This is a genomic window from Streptomyces sp. NPDC031365 (assembly GCF_055569765.1).
On record NZ_JBVIIM010000003.1, the window covers coordinates 241797 to 263907 of the forward strand.

The following is a 22111-nucleotide window of genomic DNA, read 5'->3' on the forward strand; positions in this document are numbered from 1 at the left end:
GAAACGTTTCTCCACGCAGTCGCCCAGCTGATCCGCACCCGCGTCCCGCGCACGGAGCCGAGCGGGCGGCACCGGCCGGCGAACGGGAATACCCGGGCGTCTGCACATGGTCCGGAGCCGCGCTCCCGCCCACCGGCCCGATGACCGCGCTCCCGCGCCCACCGGCCACCCGCCCCAGGCAGGCGGGCGCGGGAGCGCCCTTTCCGGCGGCGAACGCCGACGCATGGCTCCGGCCCCGCCCTGCTCGCCCGTCCCTCGCTGCTGTTTCGACGAGCTCACCTCGCACCTGGACGCGATCAACCGGGCGGCGCCGACCACGGTGCCGAAGGACGTGGCCCGCACGTGCGCCCTGCTGGACGCCGCCCACCGTCCGCCCACCGGGGCACGCCGACCGATCGTCGTCCGGGACCGGGACCGTACGGTTCGTCAGAGGCGGCACCAGGAGCTGCCGGCCGCATACCCCGCCGCCGGGAGCGGGCCGCGAGCCGGATGCCGCGGCCGGGGAGCCACCGGTCGCCGGGCCGTACGCCGTCGCCCTTCTGAAATGCCCGCGCATACGGATCGTGTCATCGTGGGCATGAGCGAGCCCCGGCCGGGACACCCGGGCCCGGCACGTCGACCCAGCGAAGGAACGGATGACGATGACGAGTGGTTTCGTCGGCCCGGAGGGTGACCCGTTCGCAGAATTCCTCGCGCGCTTCTTCGGCGGACAGCGCCCCCGCCAGATCGACATCGGCAGGCTCCTCAGCCAGCCCGCCCGGGAGCTGGTGCGCGGCGCCGCCCAGTATGCCGCCGAGCACGGCAGCCGTGACCTGGACACCCAGCACCTCCTGCGCGCCGCCCTCTCCGCCGAGCCGACCCGGAGCCTGCTCAGCCGGGCGGGGGCGGACCCCGACTCGCTGGCGTCCCAGATCGACGACCGGTCGGGCCCCGTCCAGCACGCCCCGGGCGACGCCCCGCCGCCGACCTCGCTGTCCCTGACCCCCGCCGTCAAGCGGGCGCTCCTCGACGCGCACGAGATGGCCCGGGCGAGCGGCGCCGGCTACATCGGCCCGGAGCATGTGCTCAGCGCCCTCGCCGCCAACCCCGACTCGGCCGCCGGGCACATCCTCAACGCGGCGAGGTTCGCCCCCTCCGGCCCGCCGGAGGCGCCGGAGGCCCAGCAGTCGCGCGCCGAGCGCCCCCGCCCCGCCACGGGCACCCCGACCCTGGACAAGTACGGCCGTGACCTCACCTCGCTGGCCCGCGAGGGCCGTATCGACCCGGTGATCGGCCGGGACCAGGAGATCGAGCAGACCGTCGAGGTGCTCTCCCGGCGTGGCAAGAACAACCCGGTGCTGATCGGCGACGCGGGTGTCGGCAAGACCGCCGTCGTCGAAGGGCTGGCCCAGCGGATCACTGAGGGGGACGTGCCCGACGTACTCCTCGGACGGCGTGTGGTCGCCCTGGACCTGACGGGGGTCGTCGCCGGGACCCGTTACCGGGGCGATTTCGAGGAGCGGATGAACACCATCGTCGAGGAGATCCGCTCCCACTCCGAGCAGCTGATCATCTTCATCGACGAGCTGCACACCGTTGTGGGCGCCGGGGGCGGTGGCGAGGGCGGCTCGATGGACGCGGGCAACATCCTCAAGCCGGCCCTCGCCCGCGGCGAGCTGCACATCGTCGGCGCGACCACGCTGGAGGAGTACCGCCGGATCGAGAAGGACGCCGCGCTGGCCCGGCGGTTCCAGCCGATCATGGTGCCGGAGCCGACCCCCGCCGACGCGATCGAGATCCTGCGCGGCCTTCGGGACCGGTACGAGGCCCACCACCAGGTCCGCTACACCGACGAGGCGCTGGTGGCGGCCGTGGAGCTGTCCGACCGCTATCTGAGCGACCGCCGGCTGCCGGACAAGGCCATCGACCTCATCGACCAGGCCGGTGCCCGGGTGCGGCTGCGGGCGCGGACCAAGGGCACGGACGTACGGGCCCTGGAGCGCGAGATCGAGCAACTCACCTGTGACAAGGACCAGGCGGTCGCCGACGAGCAGTACGAGCAGGCCACGCAACTGCGGGACCGCATCGTGGAGCTGAAGCAGCGGATCACGGAGACAGGCGGCGAGGACGAGGTCGACGAGGGACAGAGTCTGTGGGTGGACGCCGAGGCGATCGCCGAGGTGGTGGCCCGGCAGACGGGCATCCCGGTCAGCCGCCTCACCGAGGAGGAAAGGGACCGGCTGCTGGCCCTGGAGCAGCATCTGCACCAGCGGGTCGTCGGCCAGGAGGAGGCGGTGCGCGTCGTCTCGGACGCGGTGCTGCGCTCCCGCGCGGGGCTCGCCAGTCCCGACCGGCCGATCGGCAGCTTCCTGTTCCTCGGGCCGACGGGCGTCGGCAAGACGGAGCTCGCGCGGGCGCTGGCCGAGGCGCTGTTCGGCAGCGAGGACCGGATGGTGCGCCTCGACATGAGCGAGTACCAGGAGCGGCACACGGTCAGCCGGCTGGTGGGCGCCCCGCCCGGCTATGTGGGGCACGAGGAGGCCGGGCAGCTGACCGAGGTGGTGCGCCGGCACCCGTACTCGCTGCTGCTGCTGGACGAGGTCGAGAAGGCCCACCCGGATGTCTTCAACCTCCTGCTCCAGGTCCTGGACGACGGCCGGCTGACCGACTCGCAGGGCCGGACGGTGGACTTCACCAACACCGTCATCGTGATGACCAGCAATCTCGGCTCCGAGGCGATCACCCGGCGCGGCGCCGCCGTGGGTTTCGCGTCCGGCGGCGCGGACGCGGACGAGGAGGCGCGGCGGGAGCAGATCCTGCGGCCGCTGCGGGAGCACTTCCGGCCCGAGTTCCTCAACCGGATCGACGAGGTCGTGGTGTTCCGCCAGCTGACCGCCGAGGAACTGCGGCGCATCACCGACCTGCTGCTGGAGGGCACCCGGCGCGGTCTCAAGAGCCAGGACATCACAGTGGACTTCACCGACGAGGCCGTGGACTGGCTGGCCCGGCGCGGCTACCAGCCCGAGTACGGTGCCCGGCCGCTGCGCCGCACCATCCAGCGCGAGGTCGACAACCAGCTCTCCCGGCTGCTCCTGGACGGCCGCGTCCAGGAGGGCGGCCGGGTGACGGTCGACGCGCAGGACGAACGCCTGACGTTCCGTACGCAGGAGACACCGGCACCCGAGCTGTGAGCCGGACGCGCGGGGCACCCCGCGGCCGGGCGCCCGCGGCTGGGTGCGCCGGGCAGGGTTTGTCCGGCGGACCGACGCGGGGAAGACCGACGGCTCCGGCCGGCCCCAGGTGGAGCGGGCGGGGCCCTGCGGGCGAACGCGAGCTCGTGGGGGGCTCCCGCCACCCGCTGGGCGAGCGCCTGGACGCCGCGGACCGCTCACCCGCCGGAGTATGAGGAGCGCGGTGACGCGGCGACGGCGCGCGACGTTCGGCATCACCGCGTCATCAACCCTGGACACCGAAATCGTCTGGGAGGTCACGCAAGGAGCGACCGCCCCCGCTCAGCGACGTACCGGCCGGTGATGCGCGGGAAACGGGTGTTCCCGGAAGAGCGGCGGTCCCCGGAAGACCGGCGTTTCCGGGGAGACCGGCCCTCCCGGGACACCAGCGATTGCCGGGGAGACCGGCGTCTCCCGGCAGAGCCGGGAGACGCCGGGCAGGCTCAGCGCGCCGGATGTACCACCATCGCCGAGCCGCCGCCCCTGCGGACCTTCTCGGCCGCCGCGAGCCACTTGCCGCCCGGCAGCCGCTGGATGGCCGTGGTCGCGCCGATCTCCGGGTTCTCCCGGAAGGAGTGCCCGACGGCTTCCAGGCGCTGCCGCACCTCACTGTCGTACAGCCCCGGCTCGAGGTCGGTCCGCGCCGTGTTGCGCTGGCTGGCGCGCGGCGCGGCGATCGCGTCGGCCAGGGGCAGTCCGCGGTCGAGGAAGCCGGTGAGGGTCCCGAGCACGGTGGTGATGATGGTCGAGCCGCCGGGGGAGCCGAGCGCCACCACCGGCCGGTCCTGCCGGTCGAGCACGATCGTCGGCGAGATCGACGACCGGGGCCGCTTGCCGGGGCCCGGCAGGTTCGGGTCGTGCACGGCCGGATCGGCCGGGGCGAAGGAGAAGTCCGTCAGCTCGTTGTTGAGCAGGAAGCCGCGGCCGGGCACGGTGATGCCGCTGCCGCCGGTCTGCTCGATGGTGAGGGTGTAGGCGACGACGTTTCCCCACCGGTCGGCGGTCGTGAGGTGTGTGGTGTTCTCGCCCTCGTACGTCGTCGGGGCGGCTCCGCCGCCCGTGCCGCAGGGCTTCGGGTCGCGGGGGTCGCCGGGGGCGAGGGGGCTGGTGAGGACGGCGTCGTCCCTGATGAGGCACTCGCGCGAGTCGGCGAACCGCTGGGAGAGCAGTTCCTTCGTCGGTACGTCCTCGAAGGCGGGATCGCCGACCCAGCGCCCCCGGTCGGCGAAGGCGATGCGGCTCGCCTCGATGAAGCGGTGCAGGTACTGGACGTCGCTCGCCCTGGCCAGGTCGGTGCGTTCAAGGATGTTGAGGGCCTCGCCGACGGTCGTGCCGCCGGAGGAGGACGGGGCGATGGAGTAGACGTCCAGGCCGCGGTAGGAGGTCTTCGTGGGCGGCTGTGACGTGGCGCGGTAGGCGGCGAGGTCACGGGCGGACAGGTCGCCCGGGCGGGCGTTCCAGCCGGAACCCGGGTCCACGGGCGGCTTGTTGACCGTGTTCACGATGTCCCGGCCGATGGCGCCCCGGTACAGGGCGTCGACGCCCTCGCGCCGCAACTCCGCGTAGGTGCGGGCCAGGTCGGGGTTCTTGAAGACGGAGCCGACAACCGGGAGTTCGCCGCCCGGGAGGAACAGTCCGGCGGTGTCGGGGAAGTGGCGGAAGCGGGTCTCGTTGGCGGCGGTCTGCGCGCGGAAGGTGTCGTCGACGGTGAAGCCGTCGCGGGCGAGGCGCTCGGCGGGCTTCAGGACCGTGCCCAGGCCGCGCTTGCCCCACTTGTCGAGCGCCCGTTGCCAGGTGGCGGGCGTGCCGGGGGTGCCGACCCCGAGACCGCTGCTGACGGCTTCGGCGAACGGGACCGGCTCGCCGTTCTCCAGGAACAGTCCCGGGTCGGCGGTGAGCGGGGCGGTCTCGCGGCCGTCCAGGGTGTGCACGGTGCGGGACCGGGCGTCGTAGTGGACGAAGTAGCCGCCTCCGCCGATACCGGCCGAGTAGGGCTCGGTGACGCCGAGCGCGGCAGCCGTGGCGACGGCCGCGTCGACGGCGTTGCCGCCCTTGCGCAGGATCTCGATCCCGGCCGCGGAGGCGTCGGCGTCGACGCTGGAGACCGCACCGCCGTATCCGACGGCCACGGGGACCTTGGGCGGGTGCGGGGCAGGCCGGTCGGGCCTGTCGTGCCCGGCGGGCGGCACGAACGCCCCTACCGACACCACGGCGGCACCGACCGCCAGGACCCCGAGCTTCCGTACGACAGAGCGACGCATCCGCACCTCCGGTTAAGGGCCGTGCGCGCAGCTTAGTTCGTCGCCATGCCCTCGTCAGGGATGTCGTGGGGTGTGCCGTGCCGGCCGCCGGGAAGAAGTCCGTCACCCGGGTGTCGAACACGGGTTTGCGTCGGACCGCTAGCATGCGCGCCCATGACCGACGACGTACGCAACATCATTCTGGGTGTGGTGGCCGCGGGCATCAGTGCCGCGCTGGGCTGGATCGCCCGTACCTATCTGTGGAAGCGAAAGCTCCGGCGCAAGCAGGCCTTCTTCGGACTGCCCGAGAACTCCGAGTCGCTGCTCGTCGTCAACCGCGATTCGGCGACCGCGGAACCGGCGGTGCACCGTTTCGACGTGTTCGCGTTGCTCGAACTCTCCGCGCTGATCAAGGACTGCGGGGCGCATGTCCAGGTGGTGACGCAGGACGCGGCGCACCAGGGCTTCGGCGAGCGGACCGAGTTCTGCGTGGGCGGCCCGGGTTCGAACCGGCGGATGGTGGCGCACATGGCGGCCATGCTTCCGGGGGTGCGGGTCAATGTCGATCCGGAGCCGGGACCGGACCGGGGCGCCTTCCAGATCGGCTCCGAGCGCTATCGCATGGACCCGGGCATCACCGAGTACGTTCTGCTGGCCCGGCTGACCGCCGGTGAACGGCACGAGACGCGGCCGGTGTTCCTGTTCTGCGGCCAGCGTGCGATCACCAACCAGGCCGCGACCCGCTATCTCGCCCGCAATCACGAGCGGCTGGCCCGCAAGCACGGGTCGAACTCCTTCGTGCTGCTGCTGAAGGTGATCAACTCCCAGGCCTATGGCCCGGATGTGGTCGAAGTGGTGGCGGACGTGACCAAGTCGGCGCAGACACCGCTGTCCGCTCCCACGGCACCGCGCAAGGCGCACCGGGCGGAGTGAGTCCGGCCGGCGCCCCCCGTCCGGCGCGCAGCTGACCTTCTCCTCGCCGGCGAACGACCCGTGGTACGTGTCGGTCCGCCGTGCGAGCAGTGATCTCCGGCTGCCACCGGACGGGACTGGCCGATGTGACCGCCTCCCCCGCGGGCGGGGTCCCGCGGTGGGCCCCTCCCGGCGGCGGCGTCCGCGCTCCTGCCGCGAAGTCCCCTTCCCCACCGGGATGGAGGGAACATCGTAGTCGAGGTCGGGACGGACGGGTCCGCGGACGTCACCCGCTCAGTGCTTGAGGATCTTCGAGAGGAAGTCCTTGGCCCGGTCAGTGCGCGGATCGCCGAAGAACTCGTCGGGCGCGCGGTCCTCGACGATCCGGCCGTCGGCCATGAAGACCACACGGTTGGCGGCCGAGCGGGCGAAGCCCATCTCATGGGTGACCACGATCATGGTCATGCCCTCCTCGGCCAGTTGGCGCATGGCCTCCAGGACCTCGCTGATCATTTCCGGGTCCAGCGCGGAGGTCGGCTCGTCGAACAGCATCGCCTTGGGTTCCATGGCCAGCGCCCGCGCGATCGCCACGCGCTGCTGCTGGCCGCCCGAGAGCTGCGCCGGGTACTTGTCCGCCTGGTCGGCCACGCCGACGCGGTCGAGCAGTGCGTGGGAGCGCCGGTCGGCCTCGTCCTTCTTGCGTCCGCGGACCTTGACCTGGCCCAGCGAGACATTCTGCAGCACGGTCTTGTGGGCGAAGAGGTTGAACGACTGGAAGACCATGCCGACATCGGCGCGCAGCCGCGCCAGCGCCTTGCCCTCGTCCGGGAGCGGCCGGCCGTCGAGCGCGATCGTGCCGGAGTGGATGGTCTCCAGCCGGTTGATGGCCCGGCACAGGGTCGACTTCCCCGAGCCCGAAGGGCCGATGACGACCACCACCTCCCCCCTGGCCACGGTGAGGTCGATGTCCCGCAGCACATGCAGGTCCCCGAAGTACTTGTTGACGTCTCGCAGTTCGATCAGCGGATCGACGGCCATACCCACCCCTACTCGTTCTCAGCCGTGTGGTGGTCGCCGCAACGTATCGAGGCAAGATCACCCAGAGGGCGCGACACGCACTTCCCGGCCATTAGCCGTATTTACGCCGGACGGCAGGACGGGCGGGGACGGGAGAGGACGGGAGCCGCCGGCCGGGGATTCACGCCTCCGCGACCTCCGCGTACAGCTGGGACAGCTCGGGCACTCCGCTGGCCGCCCACGCGTGTCCCGAGTCGACGACGTCGAACTCGCGGCCGGAGACGAGACGTACGACCGGCTGTCCGTCGGAGCGGATCTCCCACGCGGCTCCCGGCACGGTGCGCACGATGACCGTACCGAGGTACAGTCCCGCGTCGTTACCCAGCCAGTCCGAGGCCTCCGCGTCGTCCCTCCAGCCCGGGACCAGCTGGTCCAGCGCCTCCAACGAGGCCGGGGAGTCGTCCAGTCGGACCCCCGCCCGGTACGCCTGGGAGCGCAACAGTTCGCACTCGGCCAGGAGTTCGGCGATGCCCTCGGGATCAGGAGGACCGCCCTTCCGGCGCCGGTTGCCCAGGAAAGGGATGTTCATACCTCCAGCCTGTCATTCGTACCGCCCGGCGCACCACAGGCGCGCGGGGCCGGACGACGGCCGACGGCGCCCGGTCAGACGTCCAGGTCCACCACGACCGGTGCGTGGTCCGAGGCGCCCTTGCCCTTGCGCTCCTCGCGGTCGACGTAGGAGTCCGTGACCGCCTTCGCGAACGGCTCGTTGCCATACACCAGGTCGATGCGCATCCCCCGGTTCTTGGGGAAGCAGAGCTGGCGGTAGTCCCAGTACGTGAACGGGTGCTCGTACTTGAGCGGGCGCGGCACGACGTCCGACAGGCCTGCCTCGCGCAGGGAGGCGAGAGCGGCGCGCTCGGCGGGGGTGACATGGGTGGAGCCCTCGAACGCGGTCCGGTCGTAGACGTCCTCGTCGGTCGGCGCCACGTTGTAGTCACCCATGACCGCGAACGGGCGGCCGCCCGCCGCGTCCCCCGCCACGGCGGCCTTCAGCGCCTCGAACCACTGGAGCTTGTACGCGTAGTGGGGGTGGTCCACCTCGCGCCCGTTCGGCACGTACACCGACCAGACGCGGACCGGGCCGCAGGTCGCGGAGATGGCGCGGGGCTCGACGGAGCCGTCGTAGCCCGGGTCGCCCGGCAGCCCCTTGACGACGTCCTCCAGGCCGACTTTCGAGAGCACCGCCACGCCGTTCCACCGACCGGTGGCGTGCACCGCCGACTCGTAACCCAGTTCGCGCAGCTGCTCCGCCGGGAACTGGTCCTCGGCGACCTTGGCCTCCTGGAGGCACAGCACATCCGTGCCGCTGCTCTCCAGCCAGGCCAGCAGCCGCGGCAGGCGGGCGGTGATCGAATTCACGTTCCAGGTCGCGATGCGCATGTCCCACAACCTACCCGGCGGGTCCGACAACGCTCACCCGCCGCCTGCCGGCTCACAGCTCGGCCGCGCCGCCGGGTGCGAGCCGCAGGTGGTCCGTGCCGCCGAGGGCACCGATCTGGCGGTCGTAGATCGGTCGGGCGAGGTCGGTGAGCAGGGCGTCGTGGATGTCGTACGCACGCCGCGGCCGCACCTCGCGGACGTAGTCGATGACCTCGGAGATCTTGTTCCACGGGGCCATGACGGGCAGCATCAGCGTCTCGACGGGGTGGTCGGGGACGGTGAGCGCGTCACCGGGGTGGAAGAGCTTCCCGCCGTCGACGAGGTAGCCGACGTTGGTGACGCGCGGGATGTCCGGGTGGATCACCGCGTGCAGTTCGCCGTGGACCTGGATGTCGAAGCCGGCCGCCGTGAAGGTGTCGCCGTGACCGACGGTGTGCACGCGGCCCGGGAACGCCGCCGAGATCCGCTCCGCGACCGACCTCAGGGTCCAGATACCGGCGGCCGGATTCGCCTCCAGGGCGCTCCGCAGCCTGCCCTCGTCGAAGTGGTCGGGGTGCTCGTGCGTGACCAGGACGGCGTCCGCGCCGAGAGCCGCGTCCTCCTCGCTGAACCCTCCGGGGTCGAGGACGAGGACGCGGCCGTCCTTCTCCAGGCGGACGCATGAGTGCGACTTCTTCGTGAGCTTCATGGATCCATCCTGCCCCGGGCGTACGGCCGCGCGGAGCGCCCCCGGCTCACTCGTGGGGCGTGGTCTCCTCGCGGACGACCTGCTGGGCCACCCGGAAGGCCTTGTTCGCCGCCGGGACACCGCAGTAGACGGCCGCCTGGAGGAGCACCTCCTTGATCTCGGCCGGGGTGAGCCCGTTGCGCAGGGCGGCGCGGGTGTGCACGGCCAGCTCCTCCATGTGGCCGCCGGCGACGAGGGCGGTCAGGGCCACACAGCTGCGGGTGCGCCGGTCCAGTCCTGGACGGTTCCAGACCTCGCCCCAGGCGTAGCGGGTGAGGAGTTCCTGGAAGTCGCCGGAGAAGTCGTCCGTCCCCGCCAGCACCCGGTCGACGTGCGCGTCGCCCAGAACCTCCCGGCGGACCTTGATCCCGGTGTCGTACGCATCGGGCCTGACCTGTGCCTGCTGCGGGACGGCGGCCGGGGCGATCTCGGCGACGGGGACGGGCTGCACCGGGGCGGCGGCCAGGGCCGGCTGCCTGGCCGCCGCCACCGCCGTGGGCAGCGCGTGCTGTCCGGTGGCGGATTCGAAGACGGGCTGCCAGGCGGTGGAGAAGTGCCGTACCAGCAGATCGGTGACGGCGGCCGGCTGCTCCACCGGTACCAGGTGGGAGGCCCCGGGCACGACGGCGAGCCGGGCGTCCGGGACGCCGGCGACCAGGGTGCGGGCCTCCGCGGGGCCGGTCACCTGGTCCTCGGAGCCGACCAGCACCAGGGTCGGCACGCCGACACTGCCGAGTTCGGCGCGCACGTCGAACGACGCCAGCGCCTCACAGGCGGCGATGTAGCACCCCGGGTCCGTGGTGCGCACCATCTGCACGGCCCACTCGGTGATCGCGGGCTGGGCGGCGGCGAAACCGCCGGTGAACCAGCGCTCGGGCGCGGAGCGGGCGATGGGGTCGAGTCCGTTCGTCCGCACGATCACCCCGCGCCGGCGGAACTCGTCCGCCGTGCCGAAGCGGGGCGAGGCGGCGATCACCGCGAGCGACGCGAGCCGCTCGGGATGGCGCAGGGCGAGCTCGATGCCGATGGCTCCGCCGAGCGCGCAGCCCGCGTACCCGAAGCGCTGCACGCCGAGGCTCTCGAGCGTGATGAGCAGCCGCGCGGTGAGATCGGCGACCGAGCCCGCGGGATGGGCGGGGGCGCCTCCGTGCCCCGGCATGTCGAACCGGAACACACGCCACTGCTTCGTCAGCTCCGGCACCTGACGGTCCCACATGTGCCATGTGGTACCCAGTGAGGGACCCAGGATCAGGACCGGAGCGTCTTCTGGCCCGTCAAAGCGGTATTGCAGGGTGTTGGGTGGTGTCTCGCTCACGCCCCAGACCCTCTCACGTTTCACGGACGCCCCTATAACGCAGGGGTGCGGGAAGCCGGTCTGACCAGGTTGAAGACCTCGCGGGCTGCGTATCACTTGAGGCATCGGATGATCTCACGGCGGGTCTTGCCCTCCTGGGTGCGGCGTTCGTAGTACTCCTGGGTGCGTGGGTCGTGACGCAGGCGGGTGAAGACGATGCGGTGCAGGGCGGCGTTGGCCTGCCGGTCTCCGCCGTGGTTGAGCCGGCGCGTGCTCCGCCGGCCGGAGGAGTACTCGATGGGGCTGACTCCGCAAAGGGCAGCAAAGGACGCCTCGGTGTTGAGCCGCTCAGGGTTGTCCCCCATGGTGATCAGCAGCGTGACGGCGCTGTCCGGACCGATGCCCACCGGTACGAGCAGCTGTGGGGCGTGGCGTTCGACGAGCCGGGTCAGTCGTTGGTTCAGCTCATCGATCTGCTCGGTGAGCTGCTCGATGCGTTCGGCGAGCATGCGTAATGTCATGTGGGTGGCTTGGGCCACCGCGTCCTCGTCTCCCCCACCACCGTCGTGCGGGCCGAGGCGCGCACAGGTGCGGAACAGCTCGGCGTTGCCGAGGCTCGACATGCGTTCCCGCAGGGCGGGGTCGGCGATGACCAGGACGGCCTTGAGCTGGTTGATCGCCTGGGTGCGGGCCTTGACCGCGGAGTCCTTGGCGAGTTTGTAGATCCGGGCGCTGTGCACCGGACCGTCGCCGGATTTCGCCCGGGCTCGGGCGCGACCGCTGAGCACGGCTCGCGCTGCGGCCTGGGCATCGAGCGGGTCCGACTTGCCGAGCAGCCGGCGGGCCGAGCGGTCGGGCCGGTTCACTTCGAACACCTGAATCTGCTGAGCGAGCAGATAACGGGACAGGCCCGCGCCGAAGGTGCCCGTGCCCTCCACGCCGGCCCGGCGCACCGTCCCCCGCTTGCGGGCCCAGACAAGCAGTTGTCGGTAACCGGCCGCCGTCGCGGGAAAGGACTTCGGTTCCCAGGACCTTCCCGACCGACGGCAAGACCACCACCTACACCTGGGACCCGGCCGGCAACCTCACCAAGTCCGCGCTGCCCAACACCGAGACCGAAGACCACACCTACGACCGGGCCGGCCGCCTCACCGCCGTCACCTCCTCCAAGGCCGGCACCACGGTCACCAAGACCGCGCACACCCTCTCCCCCGCGGGCCTGCCCACCCACGTCGACCTCACCCGCGCCAACGTCGGCACGACCGGCTACGACCTCACCTACGACCCCGCCGGCCGTCTCACCTCCGGCTGCTTCCCGCAGCCCTGGGTCGCCGGCTGCGCCGCGAGCCGCGCCACGTCCTACACCTAGGACAAGGTCGGCAACCGCCTGACCTCCACCCTCGGCACCACCTCCACCAGCTACGCCTACGACGCGGCCGACCAGCTCACCTCCACCACCACCGGCACCACGACCACCGCCTACGACGCCGAAGGCAACCAGACCAAGAAGGGCGCCGACACCTACACCTACGACCTGGCAGGGCAGATCTCCGCCGCCACCGTCGGCGGCACCGCCTACACCTACGACCACGACGCCAGCGGCAACCAGGTCGCCACCCTCAAGGACGGCGCGGTCACCCACCGCACCCAGTGGGACCCCAACGCCCCGCTGCCGATCCTGGCCACCGAATACGACAGCGCCTGGACCATCAAGCAGTCCTACCGCTACGCCCCCTCGGCCAGCCCACCTCCGTCAAGACCGGCACAGGTGCGCTCTTCTACTACCACCACGACACCCAGGGCTCACCGGTCGACGTCACCAACAGCACCGGCACCCTCTACCAGCGCTGGGCCTACGACCCGTTCGGCACCCGCGTCCTGGGCACCGTCACCGGCGGCGCCCCCGCAAGCACTCCCTCCTACACCGGCGCCCGCTACGAAACCACCACCGGCAACCTCGACCTCCACGCCCGCCAGTACAACACCACCACCGGCCGCTTCACCCGACCCGACCCCGCCACCCGCGCCCGGACGATCCCGCACATCTCCCCCTACGCCTACGCCTACGCCGACAACGTCCCCACCCTCCTGACCGACCCCAGCGGCCTGACCCCCGACGATCCGAACAACGACAGCGTCGACAGCCTCGGCGAAGCAGCGGGCATCTTCGGTGACGCCTTCGTCGACGTCTTCAAGTCCCCCTTCGTGTTCCTCGGGGACGCATACGACGCATTCACCGGCCAGAACGGTGGCGCCGGCGCCTTCGTCGACAAGTACCTCCCCGTCCGCCCCGCCTACCGCCTCTACCGCGCCGAATACATGCTCCGCCAGCAGGGCTGCGACGCCCTCGCCGACCTGTACGCCGAAACCGCCGAAGAACTGACCCAGCAGATCGCCCTCGTAGGCATCGGCGGCCTCACCGGCTGGCGACGACAAGCGGTCGAGCCAGAGACCTCGGTCCTGGGCGCCGAAGGACTGGGTAATCGCCTGGCCATACCGGGTACCAGGACGGCCACAGAGCTAAGGAACTCCCCAGGCGCTGCAACAGGTGGCGGGCGCCTGTCCGACATATCGGGCGGATGGCTCAAGGGGACTCATGGGAGTACAGGGAAAATCCCAGGACAGATCGGCCGACAGCTGCAAGGGAAATCCTTCAAGACATTCGGAGATTTTCGCGAAGCTTTCTGGAAAGCTGTTGCCAATGACCCAGGCCTGGCGGCAGGTTTCAGTAAAGCGAACAGGACACGCATGGCTGCGGGTAGAGCACCTTTTGTGACGAACCAGCAGGCCGTAGGGAAAAACAATAAGTACGTCCTGCACCACGTGACACCAATTCAACATGGCGGTGGTGTCTATGATCTGGATAACTTGATAGTTGTGACACCTCGGTATCATGCTGAGGTGTTGGACCCCGACTATCACCAGTGAGGTGTGGTGGACGTGCGTGACCTTACTCGCGATCAGCTCGTCGAGCTCGTTCGGAAAATCATGGTCGCAAATGGGACGGAGGAGGAAGACGATAAGCTCGTTGAGATTCTCGAAGCGAACGTACCTCATCCTCGCGTTCTCAATCTCATTTACCACCCCGATGCGGAAGGCTTTACAGTCGATCTGACGGCAGAAGAGGTCGTGGACACTGCTTTGGCCTACACTCCTTTCGCTTTGTAAGGAGACGTGGTGTCCTGGATGGCCAGTCGGGGTACGCCAACCTCTCACCATGGCGAAACTTCTCCTCCTGAGGACAGACTGATGTTGGACATGGAAGAGGCGACGAGGCTGGCCGAGAAGTTCCTGGACGAGAAGGTCAGTCACGAGGGCATGGCCTTCGCGCTTGTCGAGGGAGAGCGCACCCAGGTGGGAAGCATCTTCTACTTCGACTGCCAATCGGTCGCCTACCTCCGTAGCGGAGACCTCCGGGACATGGCTGTCGGCACGGGCTATGTCAGCGTCGCCGGGGAAACAGGAGAGTGCCGCATGCTGGGAGCGACCGAGTCCGCCCAGCTCGACCTCTTCTGACCTGTCCCGTCACGCCCTTTGGTGTGACCCGATGAGGAAACAGGCCGGTGGCATGCGGCGATATCCGGCACATGCCACCGGCCCGGTAGCGTCGCCTTTCCACAAGGCGCCGACCACGACCACGGGTCGGGGACGTTCTTCGGGTCGGGAAGCGCCCTGGTGCCGATGAGACGGATGGCAGACTCTGTACGGCCCGCTGGGCACAGCGACGGTTGCGAGACGGGTCCAAAACGCCGGGACGGTCACGTCCACGCGACTCACGCAACCTCGAGGGACAGGCAGTGTCGCCGACGCCCCTATAACGCGGGGGCGCGGGAAATCGGTCTGACCAGGTTGAAGACCTCGCGGGCTGCGTATCGCTTGAGGCATCGGATGATCTCGCGTCGAGTCTTGCCGCGATGCTCGTGAAGGCGAGGAAGTGTTCGGCCCTTACGCCCGCAGCGGCGGTGGAGTCGGCGGCAGCCGGCGAGCCAGGCCATCGTGCGCTCGATGGTCCACCGGTGCCGTAATCAGATGAACCGTCGTGCGACGGTAAGGGCCCGGCGTCCCGAAGCCGGGATGCCGGGCCCCCTTACCGGGGCGCGATCAGGCGGGGCGGATGTTCTCAGCCTGCGGGCCCTTCTGGCCCTGCGTGACGTCGAACTCGACCTTCTGGCCCTCCTGCAGCTCGCGGTAGCCCTGGCTGGCAATGTTGGAGTAGTGGGCGAAGACGTCGGGGCCGCCGCCCTCCTGCTCGATGAAGCCGAAGCCCTTCTCGCTGTTGAACCACTTCACTGTGCCCTTGGCCATGACTGTCTCCTTTGAGGGAAACCGGGCACGCACGCTGCGCGACCGGGAGGTGATCGCCCTGGTCCGGAGAGGCGCTGAACAGCAAGAACGCCCGTGATGGCGATCACGGGCGAACGGAACTTCGGAACCACGACTGCTGATCACAACGCTATAACGGCATGACGGAAGCCGCTAGCGAAAACGCGCCAGCATCCGGCCCGGAACGAAAGGCTGGATCGCCCGTGAGGCTCGGCCGATGGTGGTCAAGCAGTTTCGCGCCCTTCTTCTGCACAAGGCGGCGGCGAGGCATGGCCTCCCCGCCGCCGAGTGTTTTCCGGTGGGCCTCACCGATCATGCGTGACCGGCCCCTCCCGACACGAACGCGGATCAGGTCGCCTGGGCCATGCGCTGCCAGGCGGCGGCAAGCTTGGCCACGTCGACGCCTTCGCGCCTCAAGGGAGCGCCGAGGGCACCCGACATCGTCAAACCCCGCAACGTCATGCCCGTGCATGGCGAATGGCGCCACCTGCGCGCCAACGCCGACCTCGCCATCCGTACCGGTGTCGACCCCGACCGGGTCGTCATCGCCGAGGACGGCGTCGTCGTCGACCTGGTCGACGGGCGCGCGTCCATCACCGGCAAGGTCCCCGCCGGCAACGTCTACGTGGACGGCATGGAGGTAGGCGGCGCCACCGAAGCGTCCCTCAAGGACCGCCTCACCCTCGCCGCCGAAGGCGTCGTCACGGTGGTGGCGATCGTCGACGCAGACACCGGCGCCCTCACCGAGGCCCCCGACTTCCTGGCCCGGGGATTCGTCCACGACGACACCACCTTCGAGCCGGTCATCCCCGTCACCGAGAAGACCCTGGCCACCGCGGCCGAGAAGGGCGTAGGGGACGCGCGCCAACTCGAACAGCTCATCGCCCGCGCCGTAGCGAACTGGGCGTTCCGCACCCACCGCCGCAAGCCCCTCATCATCCCCCTCATCATCGACGCCTGAGCCACAGCCCGGCAGCACGGCCCCCGGCCCCGCCGGCACCGAGGTCGGGCACGGGAGTCAGCAGCCACCCCCGGCTCCTGCCCGGCGGCCACCATGCAGGAGAAGCGGGTGCCCTGCGCACCGGCACGTCATGGCTGCGATCGCATATTCAGCGTCCCCAAGAACAGCGCTGGAAGACAAACTGCATGACGAGCCGCACGCGTCACGCGTGCACGCACAGTCAGCTTCACGGCGATGCCCCACCGGAGCGCTCCAGTGGGGCTTCGTCTCATGGCTCCGGGGCAGAGGCCCGGCAAGGATGCTCCCCGGCGGGGCCTCGGTCTATCACCGGCGCTGTCACGCGTTTGTCACCAACTACGCCGACGCCACCGGACCGCAAGGCGCTGACCTGCTACAACGCACACACCATGGACTGGCGTGGACGCCCATAGACGGTCTCTACAACCTGTGCCATGTGGTACCCAGGATCAGGACCGGAGCGTCTTCTGGCCCGTCAAAGCGGTATTGCAGGGTGTTGGGTGGTGTCTCGCTCACGCCCCAGACCCTCTCACGTTTCACGGACGCCCTTATAACAGGGGACGCCGGGTTCCGACCTGACCGGGTTGAAGAGCGAGACCCGGCCTGAGACCGTCCGACGCCCCAAGTGTCGGCGTACACCTGAACGCGGCCAGAGAGGTACAGACATATGTCCCCACCCGAAGAGGCTCACGTGCAGGCCGGAGAGCCGGGGCCGCCCGATCTCTGAGGGTGCGTGACAGGACGGCCGGTCAAGGGCGCCCTTCGGGCGTCGCTGCGCGATGGGGCGTTGCCCCACCCTGGACAGTCCGCCCTGTCACGAGGCTGGCTGGCTATCGGTCGGCCCCGGCCCTGTGGCGACCGCGCAGTTGGCCACGTTCGCGTGTACCTGGCTGGGGAGAAAGACCCGTACTCCGACACCAAGCGATATGCCGCCCGCGAGGTCACCGTCCCTCCGTCGATTCCGGCCGGGTGCCCCTGCCAGGCGCCTCACTCGGGGCCGAGTTCGACCGTTGTCGTGACCCGGGTGAGGGAGGGGTTCCTCGGCGCCGAACCGAACCCGAAGCGCACGGGCGGCTCGACGGGTGCCATCGCCCCGAGGTCCGCGCCCCCGTAATCGGCCGAGACGGTACGGATCGGCAGCAGGTCCTGGGCGCCGTACCACTCCCGGCGGCCCCGGCCGGCGCTGCCGCGGGTGCGCACGCCGGGCAGCAGCAGGCGGGCGGGCCGGTCCGTCAGCGCGCTCCATGCCGGACGGCGGGCGAGCGCGCCGGGCACGGTCCGCAGCGTGAAGCCCAGAGGCCCTCGCCGGCCGGTGGTGAATCGCAGGTCGAGTGGCCCGGCGGTGACGGTCCAGGCGTAGTCCGTGACGCTCACCCCGACCGGGACGACACGGATCGTGTCGAAGACATAGGTGCTGCTGATGAAGTCCGCGGTCTCCCGCGTGGGGGCCAGCAGCAATCTGTCCCCGTCGGCCCGCTCCAGCATCACGTCGCTGAACGCTCCGAAGGGTGACCCCTGCCAGTGTCCGAGCACGATGCGTGTGCCGGAGGAGGTGCCCATGGCCGCGATCCATCCGTCGAAGCGCACGCGCAGGCGTCGCGTGACGGCGCCGGAATGCCGTCGAGGGGAGCCGTGAAGTCTGGGAGACGCACTCCGGGACGCACGGCCTGGAGGGTCCGAACCGTACATACCCGACTCCTTCCGAGAAGTGCGCCAAGGGCTCACCGAGAGGGCTTCCCGCAGGCCGGCCGCGGCGGCCGACCCAAAGGCGGCGGGCCCAGGGGACCGTCGCCTCCTGCGGCAGGCTGGACATCGTGATCGACAAGGCGGCCGTGAGCGCATGCCCGGGCCGTCCGCCGGCGTGATCCGGTCGCCCCGGGTGGCACCTGCTGCGGGCGCCCCCCACTGCGTCGGGCAGGAGAGATCACACAGGCAGTGGATCACGCCGTCCCCTCTCCGGGTACCGTAAGGGTATGAGTCACCCGCACCCCGATCTGAAGTCCGCTCCACCACTTCCCGACGGAGGGCTACGGGTCGTGGCCCTGGGCGGTCTGGGTGAGATCGGCCGCAACATGACCGTCTTCGAGCACGCCGGCAAACTGCTCATCGTCGACTGCGGCGTGCTGTTCCCCGAGGAGACCCAGCCCGGCGTGGACGTGATCCTGCCGGACTTCACCTCGATCCGGGACCGGCTGGACGACATCGTGGCCGTGGTGCTCACCCACGGGCACGAGGACCACATCGGCGGCGTGCCGTACCTGCTGCGCGAGCGGTCCGACATTCCCGTCGTGGGTTCCAAGCTGACGCTGGCGTTCCTGGAGGCCAAACTCAAGGAGCACGGCATCCGGCCGCGCACGGTGCGGGTGCGGGAAGGTGACCGGCGTGGCTTCGGGCCCTTCGACTGCGAGTTCGTGGCGGTCAACCACTCCATCCCGGACAGCCTCGCGGTCGCGATCCGCACCCGGGCCGGGATGGTGCTGCACACCGGTGACTTCAAGATGGACCAGTTCCCGCTCGACGACCGCATCACCGATCTGCGTGCCTTCGCCCGTCTCGGCGAGGAGGGCGTGGACCTGTTCCTCACCGACTCCACCAACGCCGAGGTTCCCGGCTTCACCACCTCCGAGCGTGAGCTGAACCCGGCGATCGAGCAGGTGATGCGCACCGCGCCACGCCGGGTCATCGTCTCCAGCTTCGCCAGCCATGTGCACCGCATCCAGCAGGTCCTGGACGCCGCTCACCAGCACGGCCGCAAGGTCGCCTTCGTCGGCCGCTCCATGGTCCGCAACATGGGCATCGCCCGTGAGCTGGGCTATCTGAAGGTCCCGTCCGGTCTGGTCGTGAGCACGAAGGAGCTGGAGAAGCTCCCGGACCACAAGATCACTCTGGTGTGCACCGGATCCCAGGGCGAACCGATGGCCGCGCTGTCCCGGATGGCCAACCGCGACCACATGATCCGCATCGGCAAGGGCGACACCGTCCTGCTCGCCAGCTCCCTCATCCCCGGCAACGAGAACGCCATCTACCGGGTGATCAACGGACTCACCCGGTGGGGCGCCCACGTGGTCCACAAGGGCAACGCCAAGGTGCACGTCTCCGGGCACGCCAGCGCCGGCGAACTCGTGTACTGCTACAACATCGTCAAGCCCCGCAATGTCATGCCGGTGCACGGCGAATGGCGCCACCTGCGGGCCAACGGCGACCTCGCCATCCGTACCGGTGTCGAGCCCGACCGGGTCGTCATCGCCGAGGACGGCGTCGTCGTCGACCTGGTCGACGGGCGCGCGTCCATCACCGGCAAGGTCCCCGCCGGCAACGTCTACGTGGATGGCATGGAGGTAGGCGGCGCCACCGAAGCGTCCCTCAAGGACCGCCTCACCCTCGCCGCCGAGGGCGTGGTCACAGTGGTGGCGATCGTCGACGCGGACACCGGCGCCCTCGCCGAGGCCCCCGACTTCCTGGCTCGCGGTTTCGTCCACGACGACACCACCTTCGAGGCGGTCATTCCCCTCATCGAGAAGACCCTGGCCACCGCGGCCGGGGAGGGCGTAGGGGACGCGCACCAACTCGAACAACTCGTCGCCCGCACCGTGGCGAACTGGGCGTTCCGCACCCACCGCCGCAAGCCCCTCATCATCCCCGTCATCATCGACGCCTGAGCCACAGCACGGCAGCGCTGTCCCCGGTTCCGCGGGCATCGGGGCCGGGCACGGGAGCCGGCAGCCACCCCAGGAGACCGGCGTGGCGACCCACTGCTCCCGTGCCCCACGACGCTCGCAGCGACTCAGGTCGGGAAGTCCCGGGCCGAAATCGCACCGGTTCGGGGCCCTCTACGGATCAGGGGCCGCGCAGCCATGGCTGCGCGGCCCCTGATCCTGCCGACCCGGCACGAGAGCAGGCGCCTTCGTCCGGGTGGCAGGGCCCGCAGAGGCGGCGGCCACCTGGACGCGACGTGCGCGATCTCTCGGGCAGGTCCGCGAGATCAGGCCACGTTGATGTTCTCGGCCTGCGGACCCTTCTGGCCCTGGGTGACGTCGAACGTCACGGCCTGGCCCTCCTGGAGCTCACGAAAGCCCGTGGAGTTGATCGCGGAGTAGTGCGCGAAGACATCCGGACCGCCGCCGTCCTGGGCGATGAAGCCGAAGCCCTTCTCCGCGTTGAACCACTTCACAGTTCCCGTAGCCATGTCTCATGCCTTCCAGTCGATGAACGCCTCCCACTTCATGTGGCAGACGGAGGTGATCGCCCTGGTCCCTGCGGCACAGCACAGCAAAACCCCACACCGAAGGTGTGGGCAGGAGGGAAGTCCGAACCACGACAGCTGACACAGACGCTACACGCCCCCACACCGCGTCACCATAGGAAATGATCACAACGCACGCCGAGACCGTGCGTGCGGTGCCCGCCGACGCTGACGGGAACGCTCGTATCAGGCTGCTGCGGTGGGGTTCGCCGATTCGGCCGTACGGCGGTATTCGGCGTTGAGACGCTGGGCCTCCTCGAGCTGGTCTTCGAGGACGACGATCCGGCAGGCGGCCTCGATGGAGGTCCCGTGGTCGACGAGTTCCCGGGCGCGCGCGGCGATGCGCAGCTGGTAGCGGGAGTAGCGGCGGTGGCCGCCTGCGGACCGCAGCGGGGTGACGAGGCGGGCATCGCCGATGGCGCGGAGGAAGCCCTGGGTGGTGCCGAGCATCTCGGCGGCCCGGCCCATGGTGTAGGCGGGGTAGTCGTCGTCATCGAGACGGCCGAACGTGTCGTCTGCTGTCATCGCACCTCTCTGTGGAACGCGTGGAGGGGTCCTGGTGCCGTATCGGCACCAGGACCCCGAAGGAACTGCTACACCATCCGCGGGCCGTGCTACCGCACCGGCCCTCTGTGTCCGCACAGCCGACCGAGACACTGTCGGGGGCGCGGGGATCGCGGTTGCTTGACCGGAGACCACCTCACTGTCGATGTCCTGCGGTACCCGGGACCAGGACTTCCGCCCGGGCGATCCTGATGGCGCTCAGCTCCTCCGTTCCTCCCTCTTGATCAACTACTCACTGAGGAAACTGCGAACTGCCGGTGGCCTCGAACAACGCCACCCTTCGGCAGCCGGCTCCGTCACCCGTCCTGCGTCTGCTCCGGCTTCGGAACCCCACTGCCGAACTCCCGGTGCGCGCGCCCGCAGCCGACGCCTTCACCGAGGTACTGCTCACTGAACTCACTGCTGGGTACTGCGAACCTTCACTTACCGGTGCTGCTCGTGGCGGCCCCTGATCACTGCGGGCCACCCGGTCCGGTCGTCAGTCCCGTCACCGTCCTGCGACCGCTCTGGCTTCGGAACTCCACCACCGCACCGTCCTGCGGATTGCGACTGCGTACTACTGCCCGGCAGTTCGTCTCTGCCGGGCCTTGCTCGATCTCGGCTACGAGAGAAACCATAACCACATGGCCGACGAAAGTCTACTTCGACTGGCATAGATTTTCGCTTGCTCGAAGATGAGGTAGTCCGTCTCGACCAGTCTGCCTCGACCGGTCCGTGGAGGGTCGAGCAGCTTCCGTCTGAGCCCGGCGCGCCGGGATTCCCCTGTGGTCCTCCGTCCCCTTCCGGCAAGCACGGGGAACCGCGGGGTGGGTGGGCGCAGGGGCGCGATGGTTCTGGTCGTGTCCGAACCCGTCCCCGATGTCCTGCGCCACGGTGGGGGCCGCTGCACCCCTGACCGGAGCGGCGGCACCGAGGGCTTCGGCCGGCCCGTTCCCACCGGTTTCGCCCACGTCGCGGCGGTCACCCGCCGGACCTCCCGCGGCAAGTCCGTGACCGTCGCCTGGACCGTGGGCGACTTCAGCCGTTCCGGCCTCTGAGCGAAGGGGCGGGGACCCGCTGCACGCAGTGTGGGGGGGGGGGGGGGGGGGGGGGGGGGGGGAACGGAGGGGGGGGGGGGGGGGGTGCTGGTTCCCTCGGGGGTGAAGGAGAGGGGGGGGTCG

Annotated in this window: 18 protein-coding genes and 1 pseudogene; 8 read left to right on the forward strand and 11 right to left on the reverse strand. The window is 70.1% G+C overall.

What is annotated here, in order from left to right:
- Nucleotides 1–641: 641 nt before the first annotated feature.
- The gene (locus ACZ5C2_RS06405; protein WP_468787678.1) at nucleotides 642–3170 is read left to right on the forward strand and encodes an ATP-dependent Clp protease ATP-binding subunit; all 2529 of its coding nucleotides are present in this window, start codon (nucleotides 642–644) and stop codon (nucleotides 3168–3170) included.
- A gap of 482 nt (nucleotides 3171–3652) precedes the next feature.
- On the opposite strand, the gene ggt is transcribed toward ACZ5C2_RS06405, so the two are convergent.
- On the reverse strand, nucleotides 3653–5470 hold the full coding sequence (ggt, locus tag ACZ5C2_RS06410) for a gamma-glutamyltransferase (protein WP_468787192.1): 1818 nt from the start codon (nucleotides 5468–5470) through the stop codon (nucleotides 3653–3655).
- Nucleotides 5471–5623: 153 nt separating this feature from the next.
- On the opposite strand from ggt, the gene ACZ5C2_RS06415 reads away from it, so the two are divergent.
- Complete coding sequence (locus ACZ5C2_RS06415; RefSeq protein WP_468787194.1) at nucleotides 5624–6382, forward strand: hypothetical protein; 759 nt, start codon at nucleotides 5624–5626, stop codon at nucleotides 6380–6382.
- A gap of 273 nt (nucleotides 6383–6655) precedes the next feature.
- Here the strand turns inward: ACZ5C2_RS06415 and ACZ5C2_RS06420 are convergent, their stop codons facing one another.
- The 6 genes from ACZ5C2_RS06420 to ACZ5C2_RS06445 all read right to left on the reverse strand — a co-directional run bounded on the left by ACZ5C2_RS06420 (nucleotide 6656) and on the right by ACZ5C2_RS06445 (nucleotide 11825).
- Nucleotides 6656–7399 carry an amino acid ABC transporter ATP-binding protein gene (locus ACZ5C2_RS06420; protein ID WP_468787196.1) on the reverse strand — a complete coding sequence of 248 codons (744 nt, stop codon included), beginning with the start codon at nucleotides 7397–7399 and terminating at the stop codon, nucleotides 6656–6658.
- Between the two features lie 160 nt (nucleotides 7400–7559).
- On the reverse strand, nucleotides 7560–7967 hold the full coding sequence (locus tag ACZ5C2_RS06425; RefSeq protein ID WP_468787198.1) for a DUF6278 family protein: 408 nt from the start codon (nucleotides 7965–7967) through the stop codon (nucleotides 7560–7562).
- 74 nt (nucleotides 7968–8041) lie between these two features.
- Complete coding sequence (locus tag ACZ5C2_RS06430; protein WP_468787200.1) at nucleotides 8042–8821, reverse strand: exodeoxyribonuclease III; 780 nt, start codon at nucleotides 8819–8821, stop codon at nucleotides 8042–8044.
- Nucleotides 8822–8873: 52 nt separating this feature from the next.
- Nucleotides 8874–9509, reverse strand: a complete 636-nt coding sequence (locus tag ACZ5C2_RS06435) for an MBL fold metallo-hydrolase (protein ID WP_468787202.1) — start codon at nucleotides 9507–9509, stop codon at nucleotides 8874–8876.
- Nucleotides 9510–9555: 46 nt separating this feature from the next.
- Nucleotides 9556–10863: a bifunctional 3-oxoadipate enol-lactonase/4-carboxymuconolactone decarboxylase PcaDC gene (gene pcaDC, locus ACZ5C2_RS06440; RefSeq protein WP_468787204.1), complete on the reverse strand. Its 1308-nt coding sequence runs from the start codon at nucleotides 10861–10863 to the stop codon at nucleotides 9556–9558.
- A 92-nt stretch (nucleotides 10864–10955) separates the two neighbouring features.
- A complete protein-coding gene (locus tag ACZ5C2_RS06445) occupies nucleotides 10956–11825 on the reverse strand; it encodes an IS110 family transposase (protein WP_468787680.1) in 870 nt (289 codons plus the stop codon).
- Between the two features lie 667 nt (nucleotides 11826–12492).
- Between ACZ5C2_RS06445 and ACZ5C2_RS06450 the strand changes: the two genes are divergently transcribed.
- The 3 genes from ACZ5C2_RS06450 to ACZ5C2_RS06460 all read left to right on the forward strand — a co-directional run bounded on the left by ACZ5C2_RS06450 (nucleotide 12493) and on the right by ACZ5C2_RS06460 (nucleotide 14358).
- Complete coding sequence (locus ACZ5C2_RS06450) at nucleotides 12493–13770, forward strand: RHS repeat-associated core domain-containing protein (protein WP_468787206.1); 1278 nt, start codon at nucleotides 12493–12495, stop codon at nucleotides 13768–13770.
- A 6-nt stretch (nucleotides 13771–13776) separates the two neighbouring features.
- On the forward strand, nucleotides 13777–14010 hold the full coding sequence (locus tag ACZ5C2_RS06455; protein ID WP_390366484.1) for a bacteriocin immunity protein: 234 nt from the start codon (nucleotides 13777–13779) through the stop codon (nucleotides 14008–14010).
- An 81-nt stretch (nucleotides 14011–14091) separates the two neighbouring features.
- Nucleotides 14092–14358 (forward strand): hypothetical protein, encoded by a 267-nt coding sequence (locus ACZ5C2_RS06460; RefSeq protein WP_354405553.1) that lies wholly within the window; start codon nucleotides 14092–14094, stop codon nucleotides 14356–14358.
- A gap of 585 nt (nucleotides 14359–14943) precedes the next feature.
- On the opposite strand, the gene ACZ5C2_RS06465 is transcribed toward ACZ5C2_RS06460, so the two are convergent.
- Nucleotides 14944–15147 (reverse strand): cold-shock protein, encoded by a 204-nt coding sequence (locus tag ACZ5C2_RS06465; RefSeq protein ID WP_014670069.1) that lies wholly within the window; start codon nucleotides 15145–15147, stop codon nucleotides 14944–14946.
- A gap of 454 nt (nucleotides 15148–15601) precedes the next feature.
- On the opposite strand from ACZ5C2_RS06465, the pseudogene ACZ5C2_RS06470 reads away from it, so the two are divergent.
- Nucleotides 15602–16126 (forward strand): annotated as a pseudogene (locus tag ACZ5C2_RS06470) (MBL fold metallo-hydrolase RNA specificity domain-containing protein); the annotation flags it as partial.
- Between the two features lie 1005 nt (nucleotides 16127–17131).
- Here ACZ5C2_RS06470 and ACZ5C2_RS06475 read toward each other — a convergent pair.
- Complete coding sequence (locus tag ACZ5C2_RS06475) at nucleotides 17132–17704, reverse strand: hypothetical protein (RefSeq protein WP_468787209.1); 573 nt, start codon at nucleotides 17702–17704, stop codon at nucleotides 17132–17134.
- Between the two features lie 413 nt (nucleotides 17705–18117).
- On the opposite strand from ACZ5C2_RS06475, the gene ACZ5C2_RS06480 reads away from it, so the two are divergent.
- On the forward strand, nucleotides 18118–19803 hold the full coding sequence (locus ACZ5C2_RS06480) for a ribonuclease J (RefSeq protein ID WP_468787211.1): 1686 nt from the start codon (nucleotides 18118–18120) through the stop codon (nucleotides 19801–19803).
- Between the two features lie 323 nt (nucleotides 19804–20126).
- Here the strand turns inward: ACZ5C2_RS06480 and ACZ5C2_RS06485 are convergent, their stop codons facing one another.
- Nucleotides 20127–20330: a cold-shock protein gene (locus ACZ5C2_RS06485; RefSeq protein ID WP_031104458.1), complete on the reverse strand. Its 204-nt coding sequence runs from the start codon at nucleotides 20328–20330 to the stop codon at nucleotides 20127–20129.
- A 243-nt stretch (nucleotides 20331–20573) separates the two neighbouring features.
- A complete protein-coding gene (locus ACZ5C2_RS06490; RefSeq protein ID WP_468787213.1) occupies nucleotides 20574–20912 on the reverse strand; it encodes a MerR family transcriptional regulator in 339 nt (112 codons plus the stop codon).
- A gap of 878 nt (nucleotides 20913–21790) precedes the next feature.
- On the opposite strand from ACZ5C2_RS06490, the gene ACZ5C2_RS06495 reads away from it, so the two are divergent.
- Nucleotides 21791–21988, forward strand: a complete 198-nt coding sequence (locus tag ACZ5C2_RS06495; protein ID WP_468787215.1) for a hypothetical protein — start codon at nucleotides 21791–21793, stop codon at nucleotides 21986–21988.
- Nucleotides 21989–22111 lie beyond the last annotated feature (123 nt).

Bases quoted from the DNA above. Each gene is read 5' to 3' on its own strand.
- ACZ5C2_RS06405 (WP_468787678.1), top strand. From the start codon at position 642: ATGACGAGTGGTTTCGTCGGCCCGGAGGGTGACCCGTTCGCAGAATTC.
- ggt (WP_468787192.1), bottom strand. From the start codon at position 5,470: ATGCGTCGCTCTGTCGTACGGAAGCTCGGGGTCCTGGCGGTCGGTGCC.
- ACZ5C2_RS06415 (WP_468787194.1), top strand. From the start codon at position 5,624: ATGACCGACGACGTACGCAACATCATTCTGGGTGTGGTGGCCGCGGGC.
- ACZ5C2_RS06420 (WP_468787196.1), bottom strand. From the start codon at position 7,399: ATGGCCGTCGATCCGCTGATCGAACTGCGAGACGTCAACAAGTACTTC.
- ACZ5C2_RS06425 (WP_468787198.1), bottom strand. From the start codon at position 7,967: ATGAACATCCCTTTCCTGGGCAACCGGCGCCGGAAGGGCGGTCCTCCT.
- ACZ5C2_RS06430 (WP_468787200.1), bottom strand. From the start codon at position 8,821: ATGCGCATCGCGACCTGGAACGTGAATTCGATCACCGCCCGCCTGCCG.
- ACZ5C2_RS06435 (WP_468787202.1), bottom strand. From the start codon at position 9,509: ATGAAGCTCACGAAGAAGTCGCACTCATGCGTCCGCCTGGAGAAGGAC.
- ACZ5C2_RS06460 (WP_354405553.1), top strand. From the start codon at position 14,092: ATGTTGGACATGGAAGAGGCGACGAGGCTGGCCGAGAAGTTCCTGGAC.
- ACZ5C2_RS06465 (WP_014670069.1), bottom strand. From the start codon at position 15,147: ATGGCCAAGGGCACAGTGAAGTGGTTCAACAGCGAGAAGGGCTTCGGC.
- ACZ5C2_RS06475 (WP_468787209.1), bottom strand. From the start codon at position 17,704: ATGGGCACCTCCTCCGGCACACGCATCGTGCTCGGACACTGGCAGGGG.
- ACZ5C2_RS06480 (WP_468787211.1), top strand. From the start codon at position 18,118: ATGAGTCACCCGCACCCCGATCTGAAGTCCGCTCCACCACTTCCCGAC.
- ACZ5C2_RS06485 (WP_031104458.1), bottom strand. From the start codon at position 20,330: ATGGCTACGGGAACTGTGAAGTGGTTCAACGCGGAGAAGGGCTTCGGC.
- ACZ5C2_RS06490 (WP_468787213.1), bottom strand. From the start codon at position 20,912: ATGACAGCAGACGACACGTTCGGCCGTCTCGATGACGACGACTACCCC.